This window comes from Nitrincola iocasae (genome assembly GCF_008727795.1).
Lineage (GTDB): Bacteria > Pseudomonadota > Gammaproteobacteria > Pseudomonadales > Balneatricaceae > Nitrincola > Nitrincola iocasae.
In genome coordinates this window covers 1895178-1915504 of record NZ_CP044222.1, presented here as the reverse complement: position 1 = coordinate 1915504, position 20327 = coordinate 1895178, and the positions used below count along the sequence as shown (strand labels likewise).

23 protein-coding genes, 3 tRNA genes and 1 pseudogene are annotated in these 20327 nt (G+C 49.2%); 6 read left to right on the top strand and 21 right to left on the bottom strand.

Annotation, left to right across the window (positions count from 1 at the left end):
• Positions 1 to 204 precede the first annotated feature (204 nt).
• Complete coding sequence (locus F5I99_RS08910; protein WP_151055165.1) at positions 205 to 1842, top strand: methyl-accepting chemotaxis protein; 1638 nt, start codon at positions 205 to 207, stop codon at positions 1840 to 1842.
• Between the two features lie 143 nt (positions 1843 to 1985).
• On the opposite strand, the gene F5I99_RS08905 is transcribed toward F5I99_RS08910, so the two are convergent.
• The 3 genes from F5I99_RS08905 to F5I99_RS08895 all read right to left on the bottom strand — a co-directional run bounded on the left by F5I99_RS08905 (position 1986) and on the right by F5I99_RS08895 (position 4853).
• On the bottom strand, positions 1986 to 2789 hold the full coding sequence (locus F5I99_RS08905; protein WP_225307608.1) for a substrate-binding periplasmic protein: 804 nt from the start codon (positions 2787 to 2789) through the stop codon (positions 1986 to 1988).
• Positions 2776 to 4056 (bottom strand): diguanylate cyclase, encoded by a 1281-nt coding sequence (locus tag F5I99_RS08900; RefSeq protein ID WP_191905992.1) that lies wholly within the window; start codon positions 4054 to 4056, stop codon positions 2776 to 2778. Before F5I99_RS08900 ends, F5I99_RS08905 begins: the two co-directional genes overlap by 14 nt.
• 110 nt (positions 4057 to 4166) lie before the next feature.
• Positions 4167 to 4853: a glutathione S-transferase gene (locus F5I99_RS08895; protein WP_151055161.1), complete on the bottom strand. Its 687-nt coding sequence runs from the start codon at positions 4851 to 4853 to the stop codon at positions 4167 to 4169.
• Positions 4854 to 5231: 378 nt separating this feature from the next.
• On the opposite strand from F5I99_RS08895, the gene F5I99_RS08890 reads away from it, so the two are divergent.
• On the top strand, positions 5232 to 6428 hold the full coding sequence (locus F5I99_RS08890) for an MFS transporter (RefSeq protein WP_151055159.1): 1197 nt from the start codon (positions 5232 to 5234) through the stop codon (positions 6426 to 6428).
• A 637-nt stretch (positions 6429 to 7065) separates the two neighbouring features.
• Here the strand turns inward: F5I99_RS08890 and F5I99_RS08885 are convergent.
• Positions 7066 to 7674 (bottom strand): TetR/AcrR family transcriptional regulator, encoded by a 609-nt coding sequence (locus tag F5I99_RS08885; RefSeq protein ID WP_151055157.1) that lies wholly within the window; start codon positions 7672 to 7674, stop codon positions 7066 to 7068.
• 93 nt (positions 7675 to 7767) lie between these two features.
• Between F5I99_RS08885 and F5I99_RS08880 the strand changes: the two genes are divergently transcribed.
• Positions 7768 to 8649: an SDR family oxidoreductase gene (locus tag F5I99_RS08880; RefSeq protein WP_151055155.1), complete on the top strand. Its 882-nt coding sequence runs from the start codon at positions 7768 to 7770 to the stop codon at positions 8647 to 8649.
• A gap of 95 nt (positions 8650 to 8744) precedes the next feature.
• Here F5I99_RS08880 and F5I99_RS19615 read toward each other — a convergent pair whose 3' ends face one another.
• The 5 genes from F5I99_RS19615 to F5I99_RS08860 all read right to left on the bottom strand — a co-directional run bounded on the left by F5I99_RS19615 (position 8745) and on the right by F5I99_RS08860 (position 11257).
• Positions 8745 to 8942 (bottom strand): transposase, encoded by a 198-nt coding sequence (locus F5I99_RS19615; protein WP_225307607.1) that lies wholly within the window; start codon positions 8940 to 8942, stop codon positions 8745 to 8747.
• Positions 8923 to 9123, bottom strand: coding sequence for a hypothetical protein (locus F5I99_RS19610; RefSeq protein ID WP_225307606.1), 201 nt, complete (start codon positions 9121 to 9123; stop codon positions 8923 to 8925). The genes F5I99_RS19615 and F5I99_RS19610 overlap by 20 nt, the downstream gene beginning before the upstream one ends.
• Positions 9104 to 9346: a transposase gene (locus F5I99_RS19605; protein WP_225307605.1), complete on the bottom strand. Its 243-nt coding sequence runs from the start codon at positions 9344 to 9346 to the stop codon at positions 9104 to 9106. Before F5I99_RS19605 ends, F5I99_RS19610 begins: the two co-directional genes overlap by 20 nt.
• A gap of 284 nt (positions 9347 to 9630) precedes the next feature.
• Positions 9631 to 10305, bottom strand: coding sequence for a GNAT family N-acetyltransferase (locus F5I99_RS08865; RefSeq protein WP_151055151.1), 675 nt, complete (start codon positions 10303 to 10305; stop codon positions 9631 to 9633).
• Between the two features lie 133 nt (positions 10306 to 10438).
• Positions 10439 to 11257, bottom strand: coding sequence for an AraC family transcriptional regulator (locus F5I99_RS08860; RefSeq protein ID WP_151055149.1), 819 nt, complete (start codon positions 11255 to 11257; stop codon positions 10439 to 10441).
• Positions 11258 to 11326: 69 nt separating this feature from the next.
• Here F5I99_RS08860 and F5I99_RS08855 point away from each other — a divergent pair, with 69 nt between their 5' ends.
• Positions 11327 to 11737 carry a cupin domain-containing protein gene (locus tag F5I99_RS08855; protein WP_151055148.1) on the top strand — a complete coding sequence of 137 codons (411 nt, stop codon included), beginning with the start codon at positions 11327 to 11329 and terminating at the stop codon, positions 11735 to 11737.
• A 25-nt stretch (positions 11738 to 11762) separates the two neighbouring features.
• On the opposite strand, the gene F5I99_RS19965 is transcribed toward F5I99_RS08855, so the two are convergent.
• The 5 genes and pseudogenes from F5I99_RS19965 to F5I99_RS08835 form a co-directional block, all read right to left on the bottom strand.
• Positions 11763 to 12014: a pPIWI-associating nuclease domain-containing protein gene (locus tag F5I99_RS19965; RefSeq protein WP_225307604.1), complete on the bottom strand. Its 252-nt coding sequence runs from the start codon at positions 12012 to 12014 to the stop codon at positions 11763 to 11765.
• Positions 12015 to 12170: 156 nt separating this feature from the next.
• Positions 12171 to 12572, bottom strand: a complete 402-nt coding sequence (locus F5I99_RS08850; RefSeq protein ID WP_151055146.1) for a GFA family protein — start codon at positions 12570 to 12572, stop codon at positions 12171 to 12173.
• A gap of 322 nt (positions 12573 to 12894) precedes the next feature.
• Positions 12895 to 13263, bottom strand: a pseudogene (locus tag F5I99_RS08845) (transposase); the annotation flags it as partial.
• Between the two features lie 165 nt (positions 13264 to 13428).
• Positions 13429 to 13659 (bottom strand): DUF6429 family protein, encoded by a 231-nt coding sequence (locus F5I99_RS08840; RefSeq protein WP_151055144.1) that lies wholly within the window; start codon positions 13657 to 13659, stop codon positions 13429 to 13431.
• A gap of 114 nt (positions 13660 to 13773) precedes the next feature.
• Positions 13774 to 14130, bottom strand: a complete 357-nt coding sequence (locus F5I99_RS08835) for a hypothetical protein (RefSeq protein WP_151055141.1) — start codon at positions 14128 to 14130, stop codon at positions 13774 to 13776.
• Positions 14131 to 14237: 107 nt separating this feature from the next.
• Here F5I99_RS08835 and F5I99_RS08830 point away from each other — a divergent pair.
• A protein-coding gene (locus tag F5I99_RS08830) for an IS3 family transposase (RefSeq protein WP_151053352.1) occupies positions 14238 to 15418 on the top strand; the annotation gives its coding sequence in 2 pieces (ribosomal slippage) (positions 14238 to 14505 and positions 14505 to 15418; 1182 coding nt in all).
• Between the two features lie 181 nt (positions 15419 to 15599).
• Here F5I99_RS08830 and F5I99_RS08825 read toward each other — a convergent pair.
• Together F5I99_RS08825 and F5I99_RS08820 are read right to left on the bottom strand one after the other, a co-directional pair.
• On the bottom strand, positions 15600 to 15962 hold the full coding sequence (locus F5I99_RS08825; RefSeq protein ID WP_151055138.1) for a hypothetical protein: 363 nt from the start codon (positions 15960 to 15962) through the stop codon (positions 15600 to 15602).
• 219 nt (positions 15963 to 16181) lie between these two features.
• Complete coding sequence (locus tag F5I99_RS08820) at positions 16182 to 16478, bottom strand: hypothetical protein (protein WP_151055136.1); 297 nt, start codon at positions 16476 to 16478, stop codon at positions 16182 to 16184.
• 365 nt (positions 16479 to 16843) lie between these two features.
• Between F5I99_RS08820 and F5I99_RS08815 the strand changes: the two genes are divergently transcribed.
• The gene (locus tag F5I99_RS08815) at positions 16844 to 17365 is read left to right on the top strand and encodes a phage integrase N-terminal SAM-like domain-containing protein (RefSeq protein ID WP_151055133.1); all 522 of its coding nucleotides are present in this window, start codon (positions 16844 to 16846) and stop codon (positions 17363 to 17365) included.
• A gap of 101 nt (positions 17366 to 17466) precedes the next feature.
• Here F5I99_RS08815 and F5I99_RS08810 read toward each other — a convergent pair.
• The 5 genes from F5I99_RS08810 to uvrC form a co-directional block, all read right to left on the bottom strand.
• A tRNA-Leu gene (locus F5I99_RS08810) sits at positions 17467 to 17553 on the bottom strand.
• A 58-nt stretch (positions 17554 to 17611) separates the two neighbouring features.
• Positions 17612 to 17685 (bottom strand) — tRNA-Cys (locus F5I99_RS08805).
• A gap of 49 nt (positions 17686 to 17734) precedes the next feature.
• Positions 17735 to 17810 (bottom strand) — tRNA-Gly (locus F5I99_RS08800).
• An 86-nt stretch (positions 17811 to 17896) separates the two neighbouring features.
• Positions 17897 to 18445: a CDP-diacylglycerol--glycerol-3-phosphate 3-phosphatidyltransferase gene (pgsA, locus tag F5I99_RS08795; RefSeq protein ID WP_151059048.1), complete on the bottom strand. Its 549-nt coding sequence runs from the start codon at positions 18443 to 18445 to the stop codon at positions 17897 to 17899.
• Positions 18446 to 18472: 27 nt separating this feature from the next.
• On the bottom strand, positions 18473 to 20323 hold the full coding sequence (uvrC, locus tag F5I99_RS08790; RefSeq protein ID WP_151055131.1) for an excinuclease ABC subunit UvrC: 1851 nt from the start codon (positions 20321 to 20323) through the stop codon (positions 18473 to 18475).
• Positions 20324 to 20327 lie beyond the last annotated feature (4 nt).

Here is a 20327-nt window from a genome sequence, read left to right as displayed (position 1 = left end):
GGTTATGAATACTTACATGCTGTACCAATGGCAGCACTCAACAGTTCTGGCCAGCTTACGAATTTCACCAGTAACTTCCAATAGAAGATTGAATTACCTCGCCTTTTCATCACTTCAATACTAAAAAATATTCTGTTTAAGAAAATTCATAAAATGCTACTATTAATATAAATATAAATATTACGTGGTTACGGGGAATATTAGATGAATATGAAGAATCAGCTTGGTTTTCGAGTCAAAGTCGCGCTGCCATTCGTTATTGCAGCGTTGGCAATGATTGTTATTGTTTTTTTCGCCGTCAATACCGTTCGGAATCTTGTGTCTGACACTGACCGGGTAGCTGAAGTTTATCTGCCGTCGATCAGTGAGGTTCTTAACGGTGATCGTGACCTTTACCAGGCGCTGGTGGCCCAGAACAACTTCGTCGAAGTTCTTGGCCAAGGTGATGAGGCCGACGAGTATTTAGCTAGCTATGAAGAAAACGCTCAGCAGGCCTACAACCGGTTCAATCAGGCCGTGGATCGCCTTCAGGATACCAATGTGGCTGAAATTGTCGAAGGCTTTAAGCCAGCCTTCGATAGCTGGAAGGCTTCTGCGGATCGGGTGCTCAACCTGGCTCGCAACGGCAATATTTCAGAAGCGCAGGAAATCGCAAAGTCACAAACCAGAGAGCTCTTCGAGCGTCTACGAAACTATTTCGATGACGTGGGCGCTTACGCTGACGAGCAAGCCCAAATCCGAGCTACGGAAGCTTCCGCAGAAGGTCAATCAAGCTCAATCACGATTATTGTGGTAACAGTGATTGCACTATTGATGAGCTCCGCATTGTTTATGTTTTTCCTCAAGCTGATCACCCATTCAATATCCGACATTCGCGGCCAACTGGATAACATTGCTCAAGGCGAAGGAGATCTCACACAACGCATTGTAGTTGAGCAAGACGATGATATCGGTAAGCTGGCGCACAGCTTTAACCTGGTACTTGATAATCTGCAGTCTATGATCGCATCCATACAGCAGCTGACGACCGAGCTTGGAGGTGAGGCAACCGGTCTATCACGTACGGCCGCCGAGAATATGGATGGAGTAACCCGCCAGACCGATTCCATTTCAATGGTGGCAACTGCCATTAACGAAATGCAAAGTGCCATCGAGGAAGTCGCTGGCAATGCCTCACGGGCATCCGAAATTACCCGCGAAGCCGAGGAAAAAGGACAAAACGGCGGGCGGATCATTCGCCAGACCTCCACGCAGGTGCAGCAGCTGTCGGCGCAAATCGCGAAAGCGGTAGAGGTAATCCGCCAGCTGTCCGAGGACTCCAACAATATCACGTCCGTTCTCGACGTCATTCGAGGCATTGCTGATCAGACTAACCTTCTTGCACTGAACGCGGCGATCGAAGCGGCCCGCGCCGGCGAGCAGGGTCGGGGCTTTGCCGTCGTTGCCGATGAGGTACGGACTCTTGCCCAGCGCACGCAGACATCAACTGAGGACATCCAGAAGATGATTTGCGCACTACAAACCGGTGTCTCGAACATTGTGTCTGTGATGGAAACTGGAAGCGATCAGGCCTCGCAAACCGAGGAGTTGGCATTAAGCGCTGAAACCGAGATCCAGGGCATTCTCGAAGCAATGGCGAATATTGCCGACATGAACGTCAGTGTGGCATCTGCAACAGAGGAACAAACCCAAGTGGTTGAGGAGATCAACCAGAACATAACCCGAATTAATGATCTAGCCGGAGAGAGTGCGGAGCACTCCAGAGCCATTGATGGTATCAGCAACTCATTGGAAGGATATGCCCGAAAACTTGAGGATCAAACCGGTAAGTTCAAGGTCTGACAATTACAGGCGTTTTTACCCAGCCAGTACGTTGGGTTGCGCCTGAGGTCCAAGGTGTAACAAGGTATAAGCTACCTACCCTCTGCCTTTCCGGTGGAGGGCCTTCAGACCCTGAACAGACGGAAGAAACACACAAGTAGATATCATTGAATAGTGACATTATATTTTTTTAGTAATAACGTCTCCTTTTCACCTCTCATTGCTACGCGACCTTCATTCCAGATTCGAATCAGTTCCAGTCGTTTTGCCTCCGGTATTGTTGTAGAGAATATCGGCATTTCAACCAGTTTCTTGTCTAAACCGGGACGAATAATTTGAAGGTCATTCTGTAGATTAAGTCTATTTAAGGTATGTTGAAGCACCAGATCATTATCGGCGTACAAGTCGACTCTGTTGGCTTTAATCATTTGAAAGATTCGTTCAACAACATCATCCGTACCGGCAATGACTTCAACCAAGCCTGAGTGCTCTTGTGCATCGATGTAGTGTTGGTAATCGACGCTGACCGAACTGTAATCCCAGCCTGCTCCTGTTGCGATACGCTTGCCTTCAATAGAATGAATCCCATTATATCGCCAGGGGTCATCACGCCTGATAACAAAAGCCGTTGAATAGGAAAAAGTTGGCTCAGAAGCATAAACAAAATCATTTTCAGAACTGGGAGAAAGTAAGTATTCCGGTAACATATCGCACAGGCCCTCTGCGACCATATCAAGGCCTCTCGCTAAAGGAACTTCATAGTATTCAATGTCATATCCTTTTTCAGTAAAAATATTTTCCAGCATATCGATGACAACACCTCGATTAGGCGAGGCTTCAGTTGGGAAAATGGTCATTGGCGCCCATTGGTCATAACATACTTTTAATGTCTCAGCCTGACTCATATTTGCTTTTATCAAGGGCAGTATCAGCAATACAAGTAGGGCAATATTTTTATATTTCAACACAATCGCGGCCCTTATCTTTTGCTTGATATAGTTTAACATCAGCACGTTTGTATAATTGAACAATGCTGTGATCCTCAGGCCCAATGGCCTCAATACCTTGGCTGACCGTGTAAGTCACTTTCTTGCCATCAATTTCCACCGTGGATGCTTTAATGGCCTGTCTTATTTTGTTGGCAATCTCATAGGCTTCATCTATACCGGCATTCGGTAGAAATAGTGCAAATTCTTCCCCACCGACACGTCCGATCAGGTCAGATTTTCGCAATAAACCTTGAATAGTCTGCATGAAGTGAATCAAAACGTGATCGCCAATGAAATGACCATACGTATCATTGATGCGTTTAAAGTGATCTAAATCCATCAAAATGAATGAAGCAGGAGACTGCTGTCGTTGGGAAAGCAAAAAAAGGTGCTGTGCAGTTTCAAAAAAATTACCGCGATTTAGAACCCCAGTCAACGAATCTTTTGCTGCAATATCTTTGAGTTTTTCATTCAACATTTGTAATTCAGCCGTACGTTCTGTTACCGCTTTCTCTAACCATTCGCGTTTGGTTTTTTCATCATTTAATAGACGTTGCCTATCTTTTTCCATGCGGGTGAGCATGGTATTCATGTGCTCTTGAAGTTGATTAAGTTCATTATTCTCAAAATTAGATAGTGTGATTCGTTTATTTAGCGTGTGACTGAGTTGCACTTCATCTACTTGCGACATAAGCTCCTTAAGTGGCAGAGCGAGATAGCGATTAAAAGCCCAGATAAATAGCCCAAATAAAACCGATAACTTTATAATTGCGGTGATCGCGATCAATACAAAGCCAAACCATACGCGATCTAAAACAACTTTTGATGATGAATATAGGGTCATTGTCCCAAGCGCAATATTTTTACCATTAAGTGTCCAGCTTAAGTCTGCTGTGGTATCAAACATCGAGAAGGGTTCAGAATCTAGTCTATAAAGACGTTTATAAACGATGGTGTTGCCTTGGGTATCCTTAATGTCGACACCTTCAATAATGGGCATAGTGACTAAGCCATCAATTAGCACATCCAATTGCTTGTCGTCGTACTGCCATAAACTTGTTGAAACAGGGCCTCTAACAGTCTCTTCCAGTTGTTTTAGTTCAGTTAATATCGAATCCTGAGTTTTTAAATATTCTGTCAGAAACTGTATACCTGTAATTAAGCACGCTACACAAAAGTAGATGACAAAAATAACACGTATCATTTTTTGGGAGAGATTTTTCGGTCGAAAAAAATTTGAAAACACTGAAAATCAACCTTTAAGAGAGCGAGTAACTAGGTTACTGATAATATTGTATTAACGCACTCAATGGAACAAAATGAAGCATCTAACCAAGACGCCTCCGAGCTTGCTCATCAATTACCGCCTGAATCAGATGCGCTATAAGCATCGCCTGGAAATATCACTATTTCATCGCCTTCCTGCCAAGGTTGAAACTTGAGCATAACCTGCTGGAACACAGGGTGTTCCAGCCAATCCCTGAGCCATTGCTGAAGGTTCGGATAGGGCAAGCTGTAAAATACCTCCCGATCTACGTGGGCGAACTGACGTACAAAAGGCATGATACCGATATCCGCCATGCTGATGTTGTTCCCCAGTAGATACCGATTCTTGCCGAGTAAATTCTCCAACTCCTGCAAAAACACCTCGCCCTGTTGCCGATACTCCAGCTGGCTTAGTTCAGGATGGCGATCGGCGTACTTATAGCGATCTAGCCAGTGTTTAAATTCGTTATCATTTCGATCGAGCAGGGCCTGAGCGCTTACCCGGTCGACGTTGAGCAAACCTTGAGGATCTTTTTGTTGCAGCGCCCAGTTCAGTATTTCCCTGCTTTCCTCGATAACACGCCTCTTAGCGCTATCACCCTCGGCCAGCTCCAGAACGGGAACCGTGCCTTTAGGACTGATAGCCAGCATCTGCGCTGGCTTGTTTTTTAGCACTATCTCACGCAGCTGCACTTGCTGCTCGGCAAACAAAATACCGAGCCGAGCACGCATAGCGTATGGACAACGCCGGAAGGAGTACAAACGAGGCAGATGCATTGCTCTTCCCTACTCTACTGGTGCGTCAGCGCGTAGTCGATCCCTGCACACAGCGCTACAGCCTGCGCGATATTGCATTGCTCGGGGATGACACGGGGAACGCCGGGGCGTACTGATTGGATAAGGTGCGGGAGCCGTGTTCATATCGCTTTTCTCCAGTGATAGCCAATGCTGGTGGGTATTCTAGCATCCGCGCCTAAAGCCGCAATGAAGAAGCCGCCACTGATCCTGCAATCACTGTGCATTTGGCTCTGACCAGACGCCTGAAAGGCCTGCGAATAGACACATGCCCCCGTTTGTTATCAGAATATTTCGATTCCGCCCAACGCATCTGATAACGTAAACTATCTTTTAATAACCGCTTATCGGAACTCACGCATGGCCTCCTCCAAGCAACACCCGTGGTATCCGTTACTCATTTTCCTGGGCGCGGCACTTACCTTCAGTGTCACGATGATCGGCACCACCATGCCGACCCCTCTCTACCCCATCTATCAGGACCGATTCGGGTTTTCTGATCTGATGATCACCATCATCTTTGCAGCCTATGCCGGTGGCGTGATTACCGCACTGGTGCTTACGGGACGCTGGTCTGACCAAGTGGGTCGCCGGCCATTACTGTTCGCGGGGCTGGCTTGCTCCATCATCAGTGACCTGGTGTTTTTGCAGGCCAACGGCCTGGCGATGATCCTGACCGGCCGGGTGTTGTCAGGGCTGTCCGCCGGGATCTTTACCGGCACGGCCACTGTGGCCGTCCTTGAACTGGCCCCGCCCCACTGGCGGGATAAAGCCACATTCTTTGCCACGGCGGCGAATATGGGCGGGCTGGGCCTTGGGCCCATGCTTGCCGGCGCCCTCTCCCAGTATCTGCCCTGGCCATTACATCTGACCTTTCTGGTGCACATCTCCCTGGCCGTGCTGGCAGTGTGTTGCATCTGGGTAGCTCCGGAGACTGTCTCAAAGCCTGCTCACCCGAAACTGTCTATCCAGCGTTTGAGTGTGCCACCGGAAGTCCGTGGCGTATTCATTCCCGCGGCCATTGCCGGGTTTGCCGGCTTCGCCATGTGCGGCTTCTTCACATCCATCGCCCCGGCGATGATGGGCAGGGTCCTGGGCTATGACAATCGGTTGCTGGTCGGCGTCGTGGCTGGCAGCATCTTTATCGCCTCAACCCTGGGCCAGCTTCTGCAGGGCACCCTGCCAATCAGACTGCGCCTTCCTCTGGGCTGCATGTCTCTGATGCTCGGGGTGATTCCGATAGCGCTGGGCATCTATACCCAGTCTCTAGCCCTATTCGTAGTCGGTGCCGTTATTGCCGGTATGGGCCAGGGTATTGTCTTCCGGGCTGGCATGGGCGCGATCACCTCAGCCAGCCCGACTGCAGAGAAGGCCGCCGTGACGTCCTCCTTTTTTGTGGTAGCCTATGTCGCTATCTCGGTGCCAGTGATCGGCCTGGGTTTGATGGCAAGCGTGACCAGCCTGACGACAACCGGAATCAGTTTCGCCGCTGTTATGGGCTCTCTGGCGGCGCTGGCATTGATACTGCTGATTCGGCGGGATCGGGCAGAGGCGTGATGAGGGTACCGGCCTTCCTTCCTCTGCCCGGTTACGGCAACGTGCTGCGGTTATTATCTGAATTCAGGGACTTCAATTCCGCGCTGCTGATTAATCTCTTGTATTCCTTCCAGTTACCACTTGTGCGTCTTCCTTATCATCAGAGCAACAGGTTCTCATGTTCCATACTAAAGCCTGTTCAGAATTCATGCCGCCTCTATGCCGGTTGCCACACAGCCCGTTTCCAGCTCACGTCCGTACTCGTCCTGGGAAGACGCTCATTTCCCAGTTTCGACAACATTTTTACATGTCGACACTTCATCGACGGTTCACTTTCGTTCATCTCTTCCGAACTTACCTGACAGTTAATCATACTGCCTTCCCTATTGCTCACGACATGCACTCTTAATGCATACCGCATAGGGCGGTTTGATTCCTGCATCTGGCTACCGGAATCGAGGGGCCTACCCTCATCTTTAATACAGCAAGAAAGGTGTTAACCTTTCGCCATTACACACGAGCGAAACGAGTAAAATTCCGTGTGCAGTGGATTGTTATGCATTGCTCTGTGCCCACCAAACAGATTTAAATAAGCTCTCTTTCACCCCAAATGAGCAAATGCCTGCTTCTTGCAGAAATACCGAACTGACAGGCATGCTCATCCCAGCATAGAAAAAGCGACTGACAGTATCTTCTTCACAATTTCCGGATCCTCACCACGAGTGAGCTGTGACGAAGCATAGCTTATCTGTGCGTCGATATAGGTGGCTGCAAACTCTGGTGACATGTCTGCAGAAAACTCACCTTTGGCCTTTGAACGCTCCACCCATTTCCTGAAAGCAGCTAATCCTTGCTCCTCAAGGAAATCAACTTGCGCTCGTGTTGCTTCACCCAAGTGCGCACGTGATTCACGCATTTTAATAAAAAGACATCCCATTGGAGTCTCATGATGACAACTAGCTGAGGTGGCAAATGATACGAGGCTATCAAGCGTCTCTCGAAACGAAGTTTTACTGTTCAACATCTGCTGTACAGGATTTAGTACTTGTTCCTGATACCTAATAAGTACTGCTTTCATCAAGCCATCTTCATTCGAAAATTCACGATAAAGCCCTGGCTTCGATACACCAGATCTCCTGCAGATTTCATTCAGGGATAAATTGCCGATGTCCTCTTTCCAATAGGCTTCCATTGCCACATCCAAAACACGGTCTCGATTTAGGGTCTTGGGTCGCCCCCTTGAAGGTTTTGTTGGATTTGAACTCATTTTTATACCACCCGGTACTTTAATTTGACATGCGATGCATCGGACATTATTGTACCAGTCGGTATTTAATTGACAACCTGGCAGGAAAGAAAAATGAGTGACGCAAAAACAAACATAGTTATCACCGGAAGCAGCAGTGGATTTGGCCAAAAATCAGTAAAGGACTTTGCAGATAAAGGCTATCAAGTGTTCGCCACCATGCGTGGCCCGGAAGGTAAGAATGCCGCAGTGAAGGCCGAGCTGGAAGCGTATAGCGATTCCATCCATGTTGTTGATATGGATGTCACCAATGACGAATCTGTCAAAACTGCCATTGCAAGTGTACTGGCTAAAGCGGGCAAAATTGATATTTTGCTTAACAATGCAGGCGTGATGTATCTTGGCATTACGGAGGCTTTTAGCATTGCCCAAGCCAGAGAGCAGATGGAAACCAATTACTATGGTGCTATTCGCACTATACAGGCTGTTTTACCCGCTATGCGTGAGGCCAAGTCCGGTCTGATCCTTAACACCTCATCCATGGTTGGACAGATTTCAGCACCGTACTTTTCTACCTACGCCGCTACCAAACATGCTTTGGAAGGCTACCTTCAAGGCTTACGCTACGAAGTGGCACCCTTCGGTATTGATATTGCCATAGTGCAGCCAGGCCCGTTCCCGACAGGTCTTAGTGCAGCAGGGCAACAACCTAAACGCACAGACATACTGGACAGCTATGGTGAATTGGCAAATATTCCTGCCGCCATATTCGAGGAATTCGGTAAATTTATGCAGAGTGATCAAGCACCTGATCCACAGATGGTCGTGGATACTTATTTGGCGCTTGCAGATATGCCTGCTGGTAAACGCCCTACACGCACGGCGGTCGGTTTGGTTTGGGGGGTTGATGAAATTAACGCTGCCAAACAACCCATCCAAGACCGTGTTTTGAAAGAAATGCAACTAGACAATGTACTAGGCGGCGCTGACGCGTAATTTTAGGTAACAGGGGCAAACTATTTTTTGTCCCTGTTACAGTCATATTACAATCGCATCCTTCGCTGAGAGGTGTCCAGTAGTAATTCGTTGCTTCAACTACTTATCGCCAGTTTTTCAACATTATGCACCAAGCAGTACAACTGCCACTGGCCCTGAACCTTGCTTTTGCCGCGCAAGCTAAAGCGGTTTAGCCTTTTGTTGGTCCCAATGTTGCCGAATACCGGTTCCACCACCGACATTCGGTGAATATAAATCTGCTTACCCTTCGGACTATCCACACGGTATTTCATCCAGTCGGTGTAGGTGGGTGCTCTTGCCCATCCTTGGCTGGCTGCGCTTTAAAAAATCACCGATCTTGTTGGCCGCCGCATCCAGTGTCTGGATGGTCTTGGCCTTGCGAATATCACGCTCCAGCGCTTCTTCGCTTTCATGGGTATCCTTTTCCTGATGCTCACTGAGGTGATTGTTCAAATAAGGTTTCAATCGCCAGGCCTTGGCTACTGACAAAGTGAGCTATCGTGGTGAAGTGCGGCACGGTATCGCAGGATAACACTTTGAAGATGATATTGGTTTCGCAGCACCACTGAATTTCACGGCTGGAGGTAATGCCCTTTGAGTAAGCAAATAAAATAATCTTGAGCAGTATAGCCGGATCATAGGTTGGGCGGACTTCAGCATCATTTGAAAATCTCATCAGACCATAGATGAAAAGGTTTTTCTACAGCCTGAACGTAAAAGTAAGGGGCTGCACACTTTTGCGCAGTCCCGACCCCAGTTCCCCTGCAGTAGGCGTGACTCCCATGCGGTAGTAGTACCTATTGTCGAGCTTTTAGAAGCGCCGGCAGATGCCGACCACCTATTGCCCGCCTGCCGCTGGCCGAATGAGTTTTGCAGGTCAAATGGCTCCGAGACCAACCGGGACTGTCCATTACGTCTGCCGACCAATGACAACACCGAGGGGTTGGCAACCTGACTATGTTATGACCGAGTGGCGGCGGTTCCCAGTTTGGAACGCTGCTGTCCGTTTGAATCGAAATTCTCCGGATCTAGCCAGGCCAGGTAGGCAGGCTTTACCAATTTCCAATCCTCTTCCGTCATTGCAAACCAGGCTGTGTCACGATTTTTGCCCTTCACCACCAGGTGATTGCGGAAAATCCCCTCGAAGACGAAGCCGAACCGCTCTGCAGCGCGTTTCGACGGTAGGTTTTGGTTGTCACATTTCCATTCGAAGCGGCGGTAACCGAGTTCGTCGAAGATATACTGCGCCATCAGAAAAATCGCCTCGGTCGGCACCCTTGAACGTGCGATTCCAGGACACCAGAGAATATGACCAACCTCGGCAACCCCGTTGTCCGCATCAATGCGCATCAGTGCCTGGCGCCCTTCGGCCCGGCCGGTCCGCATGTCGATAACCGCAAAAAACATCGGGTCGATCGATGCTTCCGATTTTTGCAGCCAGTCGGCGAAGGTCGGATAGTCTGGAGGGGTCGTGTTAGGCAGATAACGAAACCGGTCATCCGCGCCGGGCTCGACCGCAGCAGAAAACAGGTCCGCCCCGTGCGTTGCTTCGCTGAGCGGTTCCAGCCGTACATATTTTCCTTGTAGGGTCACCCGCTCAGGTCGGGGGGCACCACGCCAATTCGATAAATCCATAGGAGTCTCCTCTGCAATAGTTCTGGCTGAGATTAACGGATGGGGGTCACCGTAGTCTTCTGCCTAAAGACACTCTAATTGACGGGACGGATAGAAACCTGACAATTTCTATCGCCAATCGGACAATACCTGTTTATTTGTCGTGAGCACCGAAATAGTGGCCCCGCGCCTGACCCGGTGTGATTCCGAACAGCCCACGGAACGCAGCACCAAAAGCAGGGACAGAATCAAAGCCCGCGATAGCAGCGGCCCGAGTTGGAGTAGCGCCGGTGGACAGGGCACTGAGTGCCGCCGCCAGACGCGCCTGCTGACGCCATTGTCGAAAGCTCATTCCCGTTTCCGTCCGGAACAATCGGGCAAGCGTACGGCTCGACGTATTGGCAACATCCGCCCACTCTTCAAGATTGCGTCTGTCGTACGGACACTTTGACAGTTCCTCCAATACTTGTCGGAGGCGTGAGTCAGTTGACCGCCGCAGACCGAGAGGAAGCGGCTCCGCCTTGCCGATCTCATCCAACACCAACGCTGCCAGATGATCTCCCCTGCCTTCGCGCGCCCACTCCACCCCCTCGGCACAGACCGCAAGGATGAGTTCACGCAGCAGACCCGATATCGCAATGACCTTGGTCACCTTTGCCACGCGCTGAGCAACCTCCTCCAACATGAACAGCGCACGCATCGCAACCGGACCGTCCATTTTGACGGTGTGCTCCACAGAGGCGGGGAGAAACAGTGCGGTTGTCGGTGGCACAAGAAAGCTGGAGTCCTGTGTATCCACTCGCATGACGCCTGAGGTCGCGTAGAGCAACTGCGCTCTTGGGTGACTGTGCATGCCTGAAGACAGGCCCGTCGGGTAGTCACGGGCGAATCCGACGATCGGACGCGAAGCGGTCTCGAAAGGAAGAATTTCAGTTTGTCTGTTTGGCGACAAAAAATGTCCAGTTATCTTCATAAAACCATAATACTCTGAAATTCGAGGCTATCAAAGCAGCGAGCAACCCTACTAATGAGAGGAATAGACATGAGCAGAGGAATATTTGAACAGATCGGCGTCATCAAGGCGGAGCAGCTTACTCAAGGTCCGCAGACTCCAGGGCAGAATCGCAAGAAGGCTCTGGAGGCAGGCCCGCTTTGGGTTGGCGAGTGCCACGTCACGGCACTCGATGCGCCAAGCCAGTGGCATCATCATAAGGAGTTCGACAGCGTGATGTATATGCTCTCGGGCCGAATTCGTGTCGACTATGGTGAAAACGGCGAGCACTCCTTCGAGATCGGCAAAGGCGACTATGCCTATTTCCCGCGGCGGGTGATCCATCGGGCCCAGATAGTCGAAGGGGGCGATGATGTTCACTACGTCTTTGTGCGTCTCGGCGAAGGAGAAACCCTTGTCAATGTCGATGGTCCCGGAGGGGTGGCCCCGCTAGAGGAATGAAGTGCAACCCCGACTTTTCTATGGTTCATCGCGCTTTAGCGGGAAATGCTACTTTGATCTTCAGGGAGGAGTCGGCTAGATGATTATCAGGTCTTGAATTTTGCATAAGAGCTAAGCCCTGTTTCCTTACCTTGCAAAACGCAAGAAGTGACCCCAAAAACTCATGCCTCAGCAATTCTCGCATTGCAAATGCAAAGTTGTTGAACCTCAGTGGGTTCAGATATGAGCAAAAGTTCCTTAGTGCACCAACAAACAACTTATCTTCAAATTCTGTCACCAAGTGTGATCTGGATTCGATGACAAAATCATGTTGAAGTAATTTTTTAGCTTCATGCTTGTGCCATGTTGATAAATTTAACGCCTTGGCTTTGCGACGTGCCGGAGCGCCAGCGAAGGTGCATCCGCCAACAGCCGCTGGTTATGAGATCTTAGCTTACTCTGGCATGCCTTCGAACTCTGGCACGTCACCAATCGCCCTGTCCCAAACCGCTTTGCTTGATGTGAAGATGTGCGCAGTTGGCAACGCCGAGACTTCAGTATCCAAACACCCTGCGGGAACGACGAGCAGATCTGTAAATTGGGTGCTTGGTAATGCTGAACCACACGATCTACAAAAGCTTTTGTTGTGGCGAGTACTTGGAAGCGTAAAGGAAGTCACAGCATCTTCACCCGCCAGCCAGGTCAGTTTAGCTGACTGCGAAAATAAATTTGCCGCATGAGCAGATCCCGTATCTTTTTGGCAATACTCACAATGGCACAGGTAAAAGCTGTCGAAGCCCCCATGGACCTCAAATCTCACTGTGCCACACAGGCAAGAACCAACATGCTTAGTCATAGGATTCCCCTCTATAGCCTGCAGATGACGCACACATAACGAGCCTGTAGAAAAATCAATTTATAGCGCATCAACCTTTCCTCGGTGCTCGTTTTGTTCATTTATATTGCCACTCCCTTCAATGCCTGTTTCGACATTATCGGGAATGGCATTTGTTTTACTGCCACATCAGTCGACAGTGGCCTGATTGATAAGGCTTTCAGCTGGGCTTCCACCTTTGTTGCTTCAACTATGTAACTGGATGGTCTTGGCCTTGCGAATATCACGCTCCAGCGCTTCTTCGCTTTCATAGGTATCCTTTTCCTGATGCTCACTGAGGTGATTGTTCAAATAAGGCTTCACTCGCCAGGCCACGGCTACTGACAAAGTGAGCTATCGTGGTGAAGTGCGACACGGTATCGCAGGATAACGCTTTGAAGATGATATTGGTTTCGCAGCACCACTGGATTTCACGGCTGGAGGTAATGCCCTTTGAGTAAGCAAATAAAATAATCTTGAGCAGTATAGCCGGATCATAGGCTGGGCGGCCTTCAGCATCATTTTTATAGGGCTGATGAAAAGCAGACAGGTCGAGTTTTTCAGAGATCAGGTAGTGCAACGCAAATTCAAAGGTACCCGGTTGGATCTGTTCCAAGTAGTTGATGACCACCATCGACATCTGGTTGTAGTCGTAATGTTTGAATCGAACCATCCCAGAGCCTCCGTCTCCTGAATATCTAATCAGACCATAGATAAAGAGGTTTTTCTACAGCCTGAACGCTGATGGTAACCGGCGCCGGAGCGCCAGAGGAGGAAACCAAAAGCCCCCGCTTTTGGCGTCCGGTTGAGCGCTTGGTTAAAAGGTCGGCACCCATGTTCACGAGTCCTTGGAGAAAAGCTTCTGGAACAGCCGCTCTGACTCTTTGAGGCCTTCCTCAGTGAACAGGATAGACTTGGCTTTACCAACTGGATTCTCAATAAGCTCCTTTTCGTGAAGCCTATTCATGGCATCCCAATCAAAGGATTTCCACGCCCGACCACTATCATGCAAAGTCAGATACAGCAAAGCCAGTACAGCCTCGTCAATTTTCTCTTCATCAATCTCCATAGATCATCCTCTAGTGATGCGCCCTTTAAACGCCGTTGTTCAGTAGCGCAGTGAAAAGGGCATCCGGTGGAGGGCCTTCAGGCCCGGAACGAACTGGAACTATTTGTTAAATGGTTATTCGACATGGTTCCGCTCCAAGTTGGAGATTACACGGGCCACAAGTTCTGAATCGATAGAGTAGTTTATTTCAGGATTTGCTAACCAAAAAATCATCTCATCCAGAACTTCTTGGTGACCAAAAAGCATGCCGATATCTTCCCTCTGTTCGATAGCGTTCGCCCACTCTCTTAGGTGGCTCGCGTTCAGGCGGCCGGACTGAAATGCATGAAGAACATAGAGAATATGCCTTGGTCTCAAAGTAATCAACTCATCTTCAGAGTCCCAGCCATAGGTGCGGAGCTCGCCCAACAGAGAGCCAACGCTCTCTCTATGCTCAATTAGCGCTTCGACAAGCTCTGCTCTTCTACGCAACTGGTTCACCATTAACGCCCGGCTTTGGGGCGGAGTGTAGTGGCATAGTTAATTTGGCCATCTAATTAGAGGTGCTATCATGCACCAAGAGATAATTAGGTGACAATATGACCAGAAGACCAAACCGAAATTTCAGCCCTGAATTCAGACTCGAAGCAGCACAGCTGGTAGTCGACCAAAATTACTCTATTCGAGATGCGGCTGAAGCCATGAATGTCGGACATTCGACCATGGATAAATGGGTTCGCCAGCTACGAAAAGAGCGTGGTGGTGAAAGTCCAAAAGCAACACCAATGACACCAGATCAACTTAGAATACGCGAGCTTGAGAAACGTATCCGCGAAGTTGAAATGGAAAAAGATATATTAAAAAAGGCTACCGCTCTCTTGATGTCGGACTCTCTGAACAATTCTCGATAATCGAGAAACTCAAGACGAGCTACCCGGTAACGAAGCTGTGTGAGGTGTTTGGCGTGCACCGCAGCAGCTTCAGGTACTGGAAACAACGTTCAAAAAAGCCTGTATGTGCGAAAAAGACCGTAGAACAGGCAGTCGTTAGGGAGCTCTTTCGCGCGAGCGAGGGCTCTGCGGGTGCACGAAGCATTGCGGAAATGGCTACCAATCAGAACGTGCCATTGAGCCGCTATCGAGCCGGACGCTTGATGGAAAAGCTTGGACTTATCAGTTGCCAGGTACCTGGTCACACATATAAGAAAACAGGTGATGAACATGTTCAGATACCGAATCATTTAGACCGCCAGTTTAACGTTGATGCGCCAAACTGCATCTGGTGTGGCGATGTCACGTACATCTGGACTGGCAATCGCTGGGCTTATTTAGCGGTTGTCATTGATTTATTTGCACGTAAGCCAGTGGGCTGGGCGATGTCGCTATCGCCAGACAGTGAGCTTACCAGCAATGCACTAAAAATGGCGTATGAGAGCCGTGGTCGACCGAAAGGCGTGATGTTCCATAGTGACCAGGGTAGCCATTATACGAGTCGTAAATTCCGTCAGACGCTCTGGAAGTGTCAAATAAAGCAGAGCCTTAGCCGACGTGGTAACTGCTGGGATAATGCACCAATGGAGCGTTTTTTTAGAAGCTTGAAGGTTGAATGGGTGCCTACCTACGGCTACCACTCACTCGTTCAGGCGCAGCATCACGTAGTGAAGTATTTAATCGGGTATTATAGTCAGCTTCGACCACACCGGCATAACAATGGAATGAGTCCGAATCAGGCAGAGGAACAGTACTGGATTAACTATAAACCGGTGGCCAGTTTTACTTGACCACTACAGACAACACAAAGTTGAATAGATCTCTGAGAGAATTTTCTGCGCTTTTCAGAGATTCGGAAATATCCACCAATACTCTCCAGGTGCTAACGCAAAGCACACGGGCGATGAGCCGCGCAGCGGGTTGGCGTCCCAGCGACCGCAGGGAGCGAGTGATGCGCCTTGTTAGCGCCGATTAAACAGGGCATGACTGCCTCAAATCATTCAGCCGAGAGCGTAAATCCCGCATGGTAAACAATAGATCCTGAAGCTGGGGGATTGAATAGCGAGTCTCAGCTTGCTCTGGTGAAGTTGGCAACCCAACAACATTTGCTACCTGTTGCTGTTGCGGGATAAAGCCCCAACGACCATGAAAGAGTTCATTGCGAAGCGAACGGACTGCATGAGCATCGGATAACCAAGCTTGGTAAATATCTGCTGCTGGGGTGTCCATATATTTTTCATTTACCAGCTTTCCCAGTAGATGCAATCTCTTATTGAAATTTGAGTCGTTAAGCTTTTTAGTCAGCCTATCTAGGTTTTGACCATCATTGGACAAACCAAAAACAAACCAAGTTCCATGTCTAAGCGAGAGTACTCAAATAGCATGTAGCCAAGAGTGGTCGCAGCTTCTTTTTCAATTTCATCTTTCAGAACCATAGGCTCAAATTTCCCTCAGACTTGCATCCGCGCTAACGCCGCTCAGCACGCGCGGTTACGGAATGGAGGCGAAGCCGCAATGTAGTAGCCGTCGCTGTGACTGGCTTGGTTATGTGATCTAGCACTTGACCGCCCTAAGCTTTCGTGTTGCTTCCGTAAGCTCCGCCTTGGTTAAACCAATGATTGTTTGGAAGTCATTGTCATCCAGGCCGAAGCCCAGTTTGTGAGCATTGAGCGCACTGATAATGCCACTAAGCTCAGCAGCCGATAGCAAATTCGGAGAGACTGCTTGCACCGCATCAAACAGTTTATTCACTACCGCGTTTTCAATAGGGTTCACGACGACAAGGTCACCTGATTCCTCAAGCTCCTTTATCGTTCTCGCGATAGCCTCTTTGACAATGAATTCAGCCATGCATCATCTTCACATAACATTTATATCGTGGCCTCAAATATATCGTGGCTTCAAAGGCCACTTTGCCAAGACTACTATCCCAGCCGATTAGTTGAACCCAAGCTAATTCAAAACCCAGGACTGGTCAATCATCTCTGGCATTCATGGTATTCATCCCAGAAAGTCAAACCGATCATGCAGACTACTATCACGATTTCACTATATGACAGCAACAGTATGACTTTATTAAAATTAATACAAATAAAATACTATCATCCAGGATATGAGCCTCTAGAATCACTTTGCCAGTCACTCTGACTTGACAATATCATTACTACTGTATATAAAAACAGTACCATAAATTAATTCATGACAAGGAGCTGTTGATGGATGATATACCACCACCCTTGCCTGCTAATCCCACCCGCTTCATGGATCAGCTTCGTGCCTCTATGCGCTCACGCCATCTCGCCTATCGTACAGAGAAAACCTATTGCGGCTGGATCAAGGATTTCATTTATTTTCATCAGAAACGCCATCCACTAGACATGGGTGCCATCGAGGTGGATGCTTGGTTAAGCTATCTTGCTAACCAACGTCATGTTGCTATCAATACGCAAAAAACAGCGCTGAATGCGGTTGTGTTTCTTTATAAACACTTTCTGAACAAGGATCTTGGCCAGCTGGCATTTACTCGAACCAATAAAGGCAGGCGGCTACCGACTGTTTTCACCCATGAAGAAGCTATGCGTGTACTTGGCTTTATGGAGGGTGATCATAAACTGGTCGCCAGTTTGATGTATGGCTCTGGGCTTCGCGTAATGGAAGCGGTTCGATTGCGTGTACAGGATGTTTTTTCTAACCCTCAGGCAGGCTACCGCAGGGCCGGTGCTCCATCACAGCTGTAGAATTTGTCTAGATTGTCTATAGGAATTAAAACAAGCAAAGTGGAATATTGCAAGAGTTGCAGAGAGGTGTGGGATGTTTGAATTTTCACGGGTTGTGATGATGGTGCCCCGAACCGGACTCGAACCGGTACAGCCTTTCAGCCGAGGGATTTTAAGTCCCTTGTGTCTACCAATTTCACCATCGGGGCTGGATCATCGCTGGAACTGTGCCGGCGATTTTGTGTGACATGGCGCTTTAAAGAGAGATGGAGGCTGGAGTCGGAATCGAACCGGCGTACACGGAGTTGCAGTCCGCTGCATGACCACTCTGCCATCCAGCCTTTAAAACTCTCTTTGCTTTATTACTTTAAATCAGACAAGTGTCTGATTTGGAGCGGGAAACGAGACTCGAACTCGCGACCCCGACCTTGGCAAGGTCGTGCTCTACCAACTGAGCTATTCCCGCAACGCAATCAAGTGGGGCGTATTATAGAGATGTGAGCCTGGGTGTCAACTGATTTTAATAAATGATACTGCTTAAAGATTAACCACTTATATATCATCACTCAACAATGGCCAGGCGGCTCGCAAATACACATACATCGACCAGAGTGTTAACAACGCGGCGCCATAGAGGGTCAAAATGCCCACCCAGGCCAGAATTGAAAACGGTGGTACCGCGATCAATACCAGGATGGCAATCATCTGCAGGGTGGTTTTTACCTTGCCGATCATCGACACCGCAACGCGGGTGCGCTCACCGATTTCGGCCATCCACTCTCGCAGAGCTGAAATAACAATTTCGCGACCAATAATCACTACCGCCGGAATGGTGACCAGCGGTGTGGAGTAGGTTTCAACCAGCATGACCAGTGCCACGGCGACCATGAGTTTGTCTGCAACCGGGTCCAGGAACGCCCCAAAGGGTGAATGCTGGTCCAGTCGGCGGGCCAGATAGCCATCTAGCCAATCAGTCAGTGCCGCTAAGCCGAAGATAGCCGCGGCTATCCAGGGTGACCAGAAGCCTGGAATGTAATAAATCACTACAAACACCGGTATCAGACAAATTCTGAGCAGTGTCAGCAGATTAGGGATTTTCATGGAAAACAGCATAGATGCTGGTCCTGTTCAGCTGTCGGGATGCAGGCACAACCAGATTTCCTGTGCCAACTTAGCACTTATGGTAGAGACTTTTGCAATTTCTTCAATACTTGCATTCTCTATCTCCTTGATACTGCCGAAATATTTTAGCAATTCGCGGCGACGTTTCTGTCCAATACCGGGAATATCCTCTAAAAGGGAGCGTTTTCGGACTTTGGCGCGTCGCGCGCGATGGCCAGTGATGGCAAATCGGTGGGCTTCATCGCGGATATGCTGAAGCAAATGCAACGCGCCAGAATCCGATGGTATCACCGACTCTTCGCCGGTTTGGCCATTAACCAGAAATTCAAACCCCGCTTTGCGGGTAGTGCCCTTGGCGATGCCGATCACGGTCACTTCGGTGATCTGTAAGGATTCGAGTACTGTCATCGCCTGAGAGACCTGACCTTTGCCACCATCGATAATCAGAAGGTCCGGTAGTTTGCCCTCGCCTTTTTTCAGTCGGGTGTAGCGACGCTCCAGTGCCTGCTGCATGGCCGCATAGTCATCACCCGCGGTAATGCCTTCGATATTGAAATGGCGGTAATCGGACTTCAGTGGGCCGTTCTCATCAAACACCACGCAGGAAGCCACAGTAGCCTCGCCTGAGCTGTGGCTGATATCAAAACACTCCATACGGCGGATGGCTGTATCAAAATCAAGCAAGTCCTGCAGGGCCAGAAAACGGTTACTGATATTCTGTTTGCTTGCCAGGTGACTGACCAGTTGCTGGTTGGCATTGGTCTGGGCCAGACGCTGCCAGCCGGCACGATCACCACGCACATTATGGGTAATTTGAACCCGCTTGGTGGTTTTTTCGGTGATTGCCTGACCGATAACCTCAGCATCATCCAGGGCGAAAGGCAGAATGATGCTGGTGGGTACTTCCCGTGCACCGCTCAGATAGAACTGGGCAATAAAAGATGACAGCAGTTCACTTTCCGACCCTTCCAGTGACAGTTTGGGATGATAAGCTTTACTGCCAATAATGCGGCCCCCACGAACAAACAGGGCATGGATGGAGATGCTGCCGGAATTAATTGCACAACCGAATACATCCGCCTCGCCGCCGCTGCCGGATACATACTGCTGCTCCTGTACCTGTCGCAGTGCCGAGATCTGATCACGCAGTTCAGCGGCCAATTCAAAATTGAGATGACTGGATGCAGCATCCATACGTTCGGCCAACTCAGCAGTTACCGCCTGGTTCTTACCTTCCAGAAACATGCTGGCATGGCGCAGGTCTTCGGCATAACGCTCCTTATCAATCAGCCCCACGCAGGGTGCGGTGCAGCGTTTAATCTGATGTTGCAGACAGGGGCGCGAGCGGTTGCGGAAAAAGCTGTCTTCACACTGGCGGATTTTGAACAGTTTTTGCAACAGGTTCAGACTTTCACGTACCGCACCACCACTGGGGAACGGGCCAAAGTATTGGCCTTTAGCTTTTTTGGCGCCACGGTGAAACCGTACAGCGGGAAAGTCATCCGTGGCGGAAATGAAAATATAAGGGTAGGACTTATCATCGCGCAGCAGAATATTGTAGGGGGGACGCTGTGCCTTGATCAGGTTTTGCTCTAACAGCAGGGCTTCAGTTTCACTGTGGGTCAGGGTGACTTCGATGCGACGGATATGTGAAACCAGCGCGCGGGTTTTGGTGCCCTGCCAGGAACCGCGAAAATAACTGCTAACGCGATTTTTAAGGTTGCGTGCTTTGCCAACATAGAGGATTTTATCGTGTTTATCATACATCTGATAAACACCGGGTCGGCTGCTCAGGTTTGCCAGAAAGGCTTTACTATCAAAACTGTTCTGTTCCTGTTCCTGATCGGTAGCGCTCATCTGT

What these genes read in the sequence shown, in the direction of transcription:
- F5I99_RS08910 (WP_151055165.1), top strand. Translation starts at nt 205, where the DNA reads ATGAATATGAAGAATCAGCTTGGTTTTCGAGTCAAAGTCGCGCTGCCA.
- F5I99_RS08895 (WP_151055161.1), bottom strand. Translation starts at nt 4,853, where the DNA reads ATGCATCTGCCTCGTTTGTACTCCTTCCGGCGTTGTCCATACGCTATG.
- F5I99_RS08890 (WP_151055159.1), top strand. Translation starts at nt 5,232, where the DNA reads ATGGCCTCCTCCAAGCAACACCCGTGGTATCCGTTACTCATTTTCCTG.
- F5I99_RS08885 (WP_151055157.1), bottom strand. Translation starts at nt 7,674, where the DNA reads ATGAGTTCAAATCCAACAAAACCTTCAAGGGGGCGACCCAAGACCCTA.
- F5I99_RS08880 (WP_151055155.1), top strand. Translation starts at nt 7,768, where the DNA reads ATGAGTGACGCAAAAACAAACATAGTTATCACCGGAAGCAGCAGTGGA.
- F5I99_RS19615 (WP_225307607.1), bottom strand. Translation starts at nt 8,942, where the DNA reads ATGAAATACCGTGTGGATAGTCCGAAGGGTAAGCAGATTTATATTCAC.
- F5I99_RS19605 (WP_225307605.1), bottom strand. Translation starts at nt 9,346, where the DNA reads ATGAGATTTTCAAATGATGCTGAAGTCCGCCCAACCTATGATCCGGCT.
- F5I99_RS08865 (WP_151055151.1), bottom strand. Translation starts at nt 10,305, where the DNA reads ATGGATTTATCGAATTGGCGTGGTGCCCCCCGACCTGAGCGGGTGACC.
- F5I99_RS08860 (WP_151055149.1), bottom strand. Translation starts at nt 11,257, where the DNA reads ATGAAGATAACTGGACATTTTTTGTCGCCAAACAGACAAACTGAAATT.
- F5I99_RS08855 (WP_151055148.1), top strand. Translation starts at nt 11,327, where the DNA reads ATGAGCAGAGGAATATTTGAACAGATCGGCGTCATCAAGGCGGAGCAG.
- F5I99_RS08850 (WP_151055146.1), bottom strand. Translation starts at nt 12,572, where the DNA reads ATGACTAAGCATGTTGGTTCTTGCCTGTGTGGCACAGTGAGATTTGAG.
- F5I99_RS08840 (WP_151055144.1), bottom strand. Translation starts at nt 13,659, where the DNA reads ATGGAGATTGATGAAGAGAAAATTGACGAGGCTGTACTGGCTTTGCTG.
- F5I99_RS08820 (WP_151055136.1), bottom strand. Translation starts at nt 16,478, where the DNA reads ATGGCTGAATTCATTGTCAAAGAGGCTATCGCGAGAACGATAAAGGAG.
- F5I99_RS08815 (WP_151055133.1), top strand. Translation starts at nt 16,844, where the DNA reads ATGGATGATATACCACCACCCTTGCCTGCTAATCCCACCCGCTTCATG.
- pgsA (WP_151059048.1), bottom strand. Translation starts at nt 18,445, where the DNA reads ATGAAAATCCCTAATCTGCTGACACTGCTCAGAATTTGTCTGATACCG.
- uvrC (WP_151055131.1), bottom strand. Translation starts at nt 20,323, where the DNA reads ATGAGCGCTACCGATCAGGAACAGGAACAGAACAGTTTTGATAGTAAA.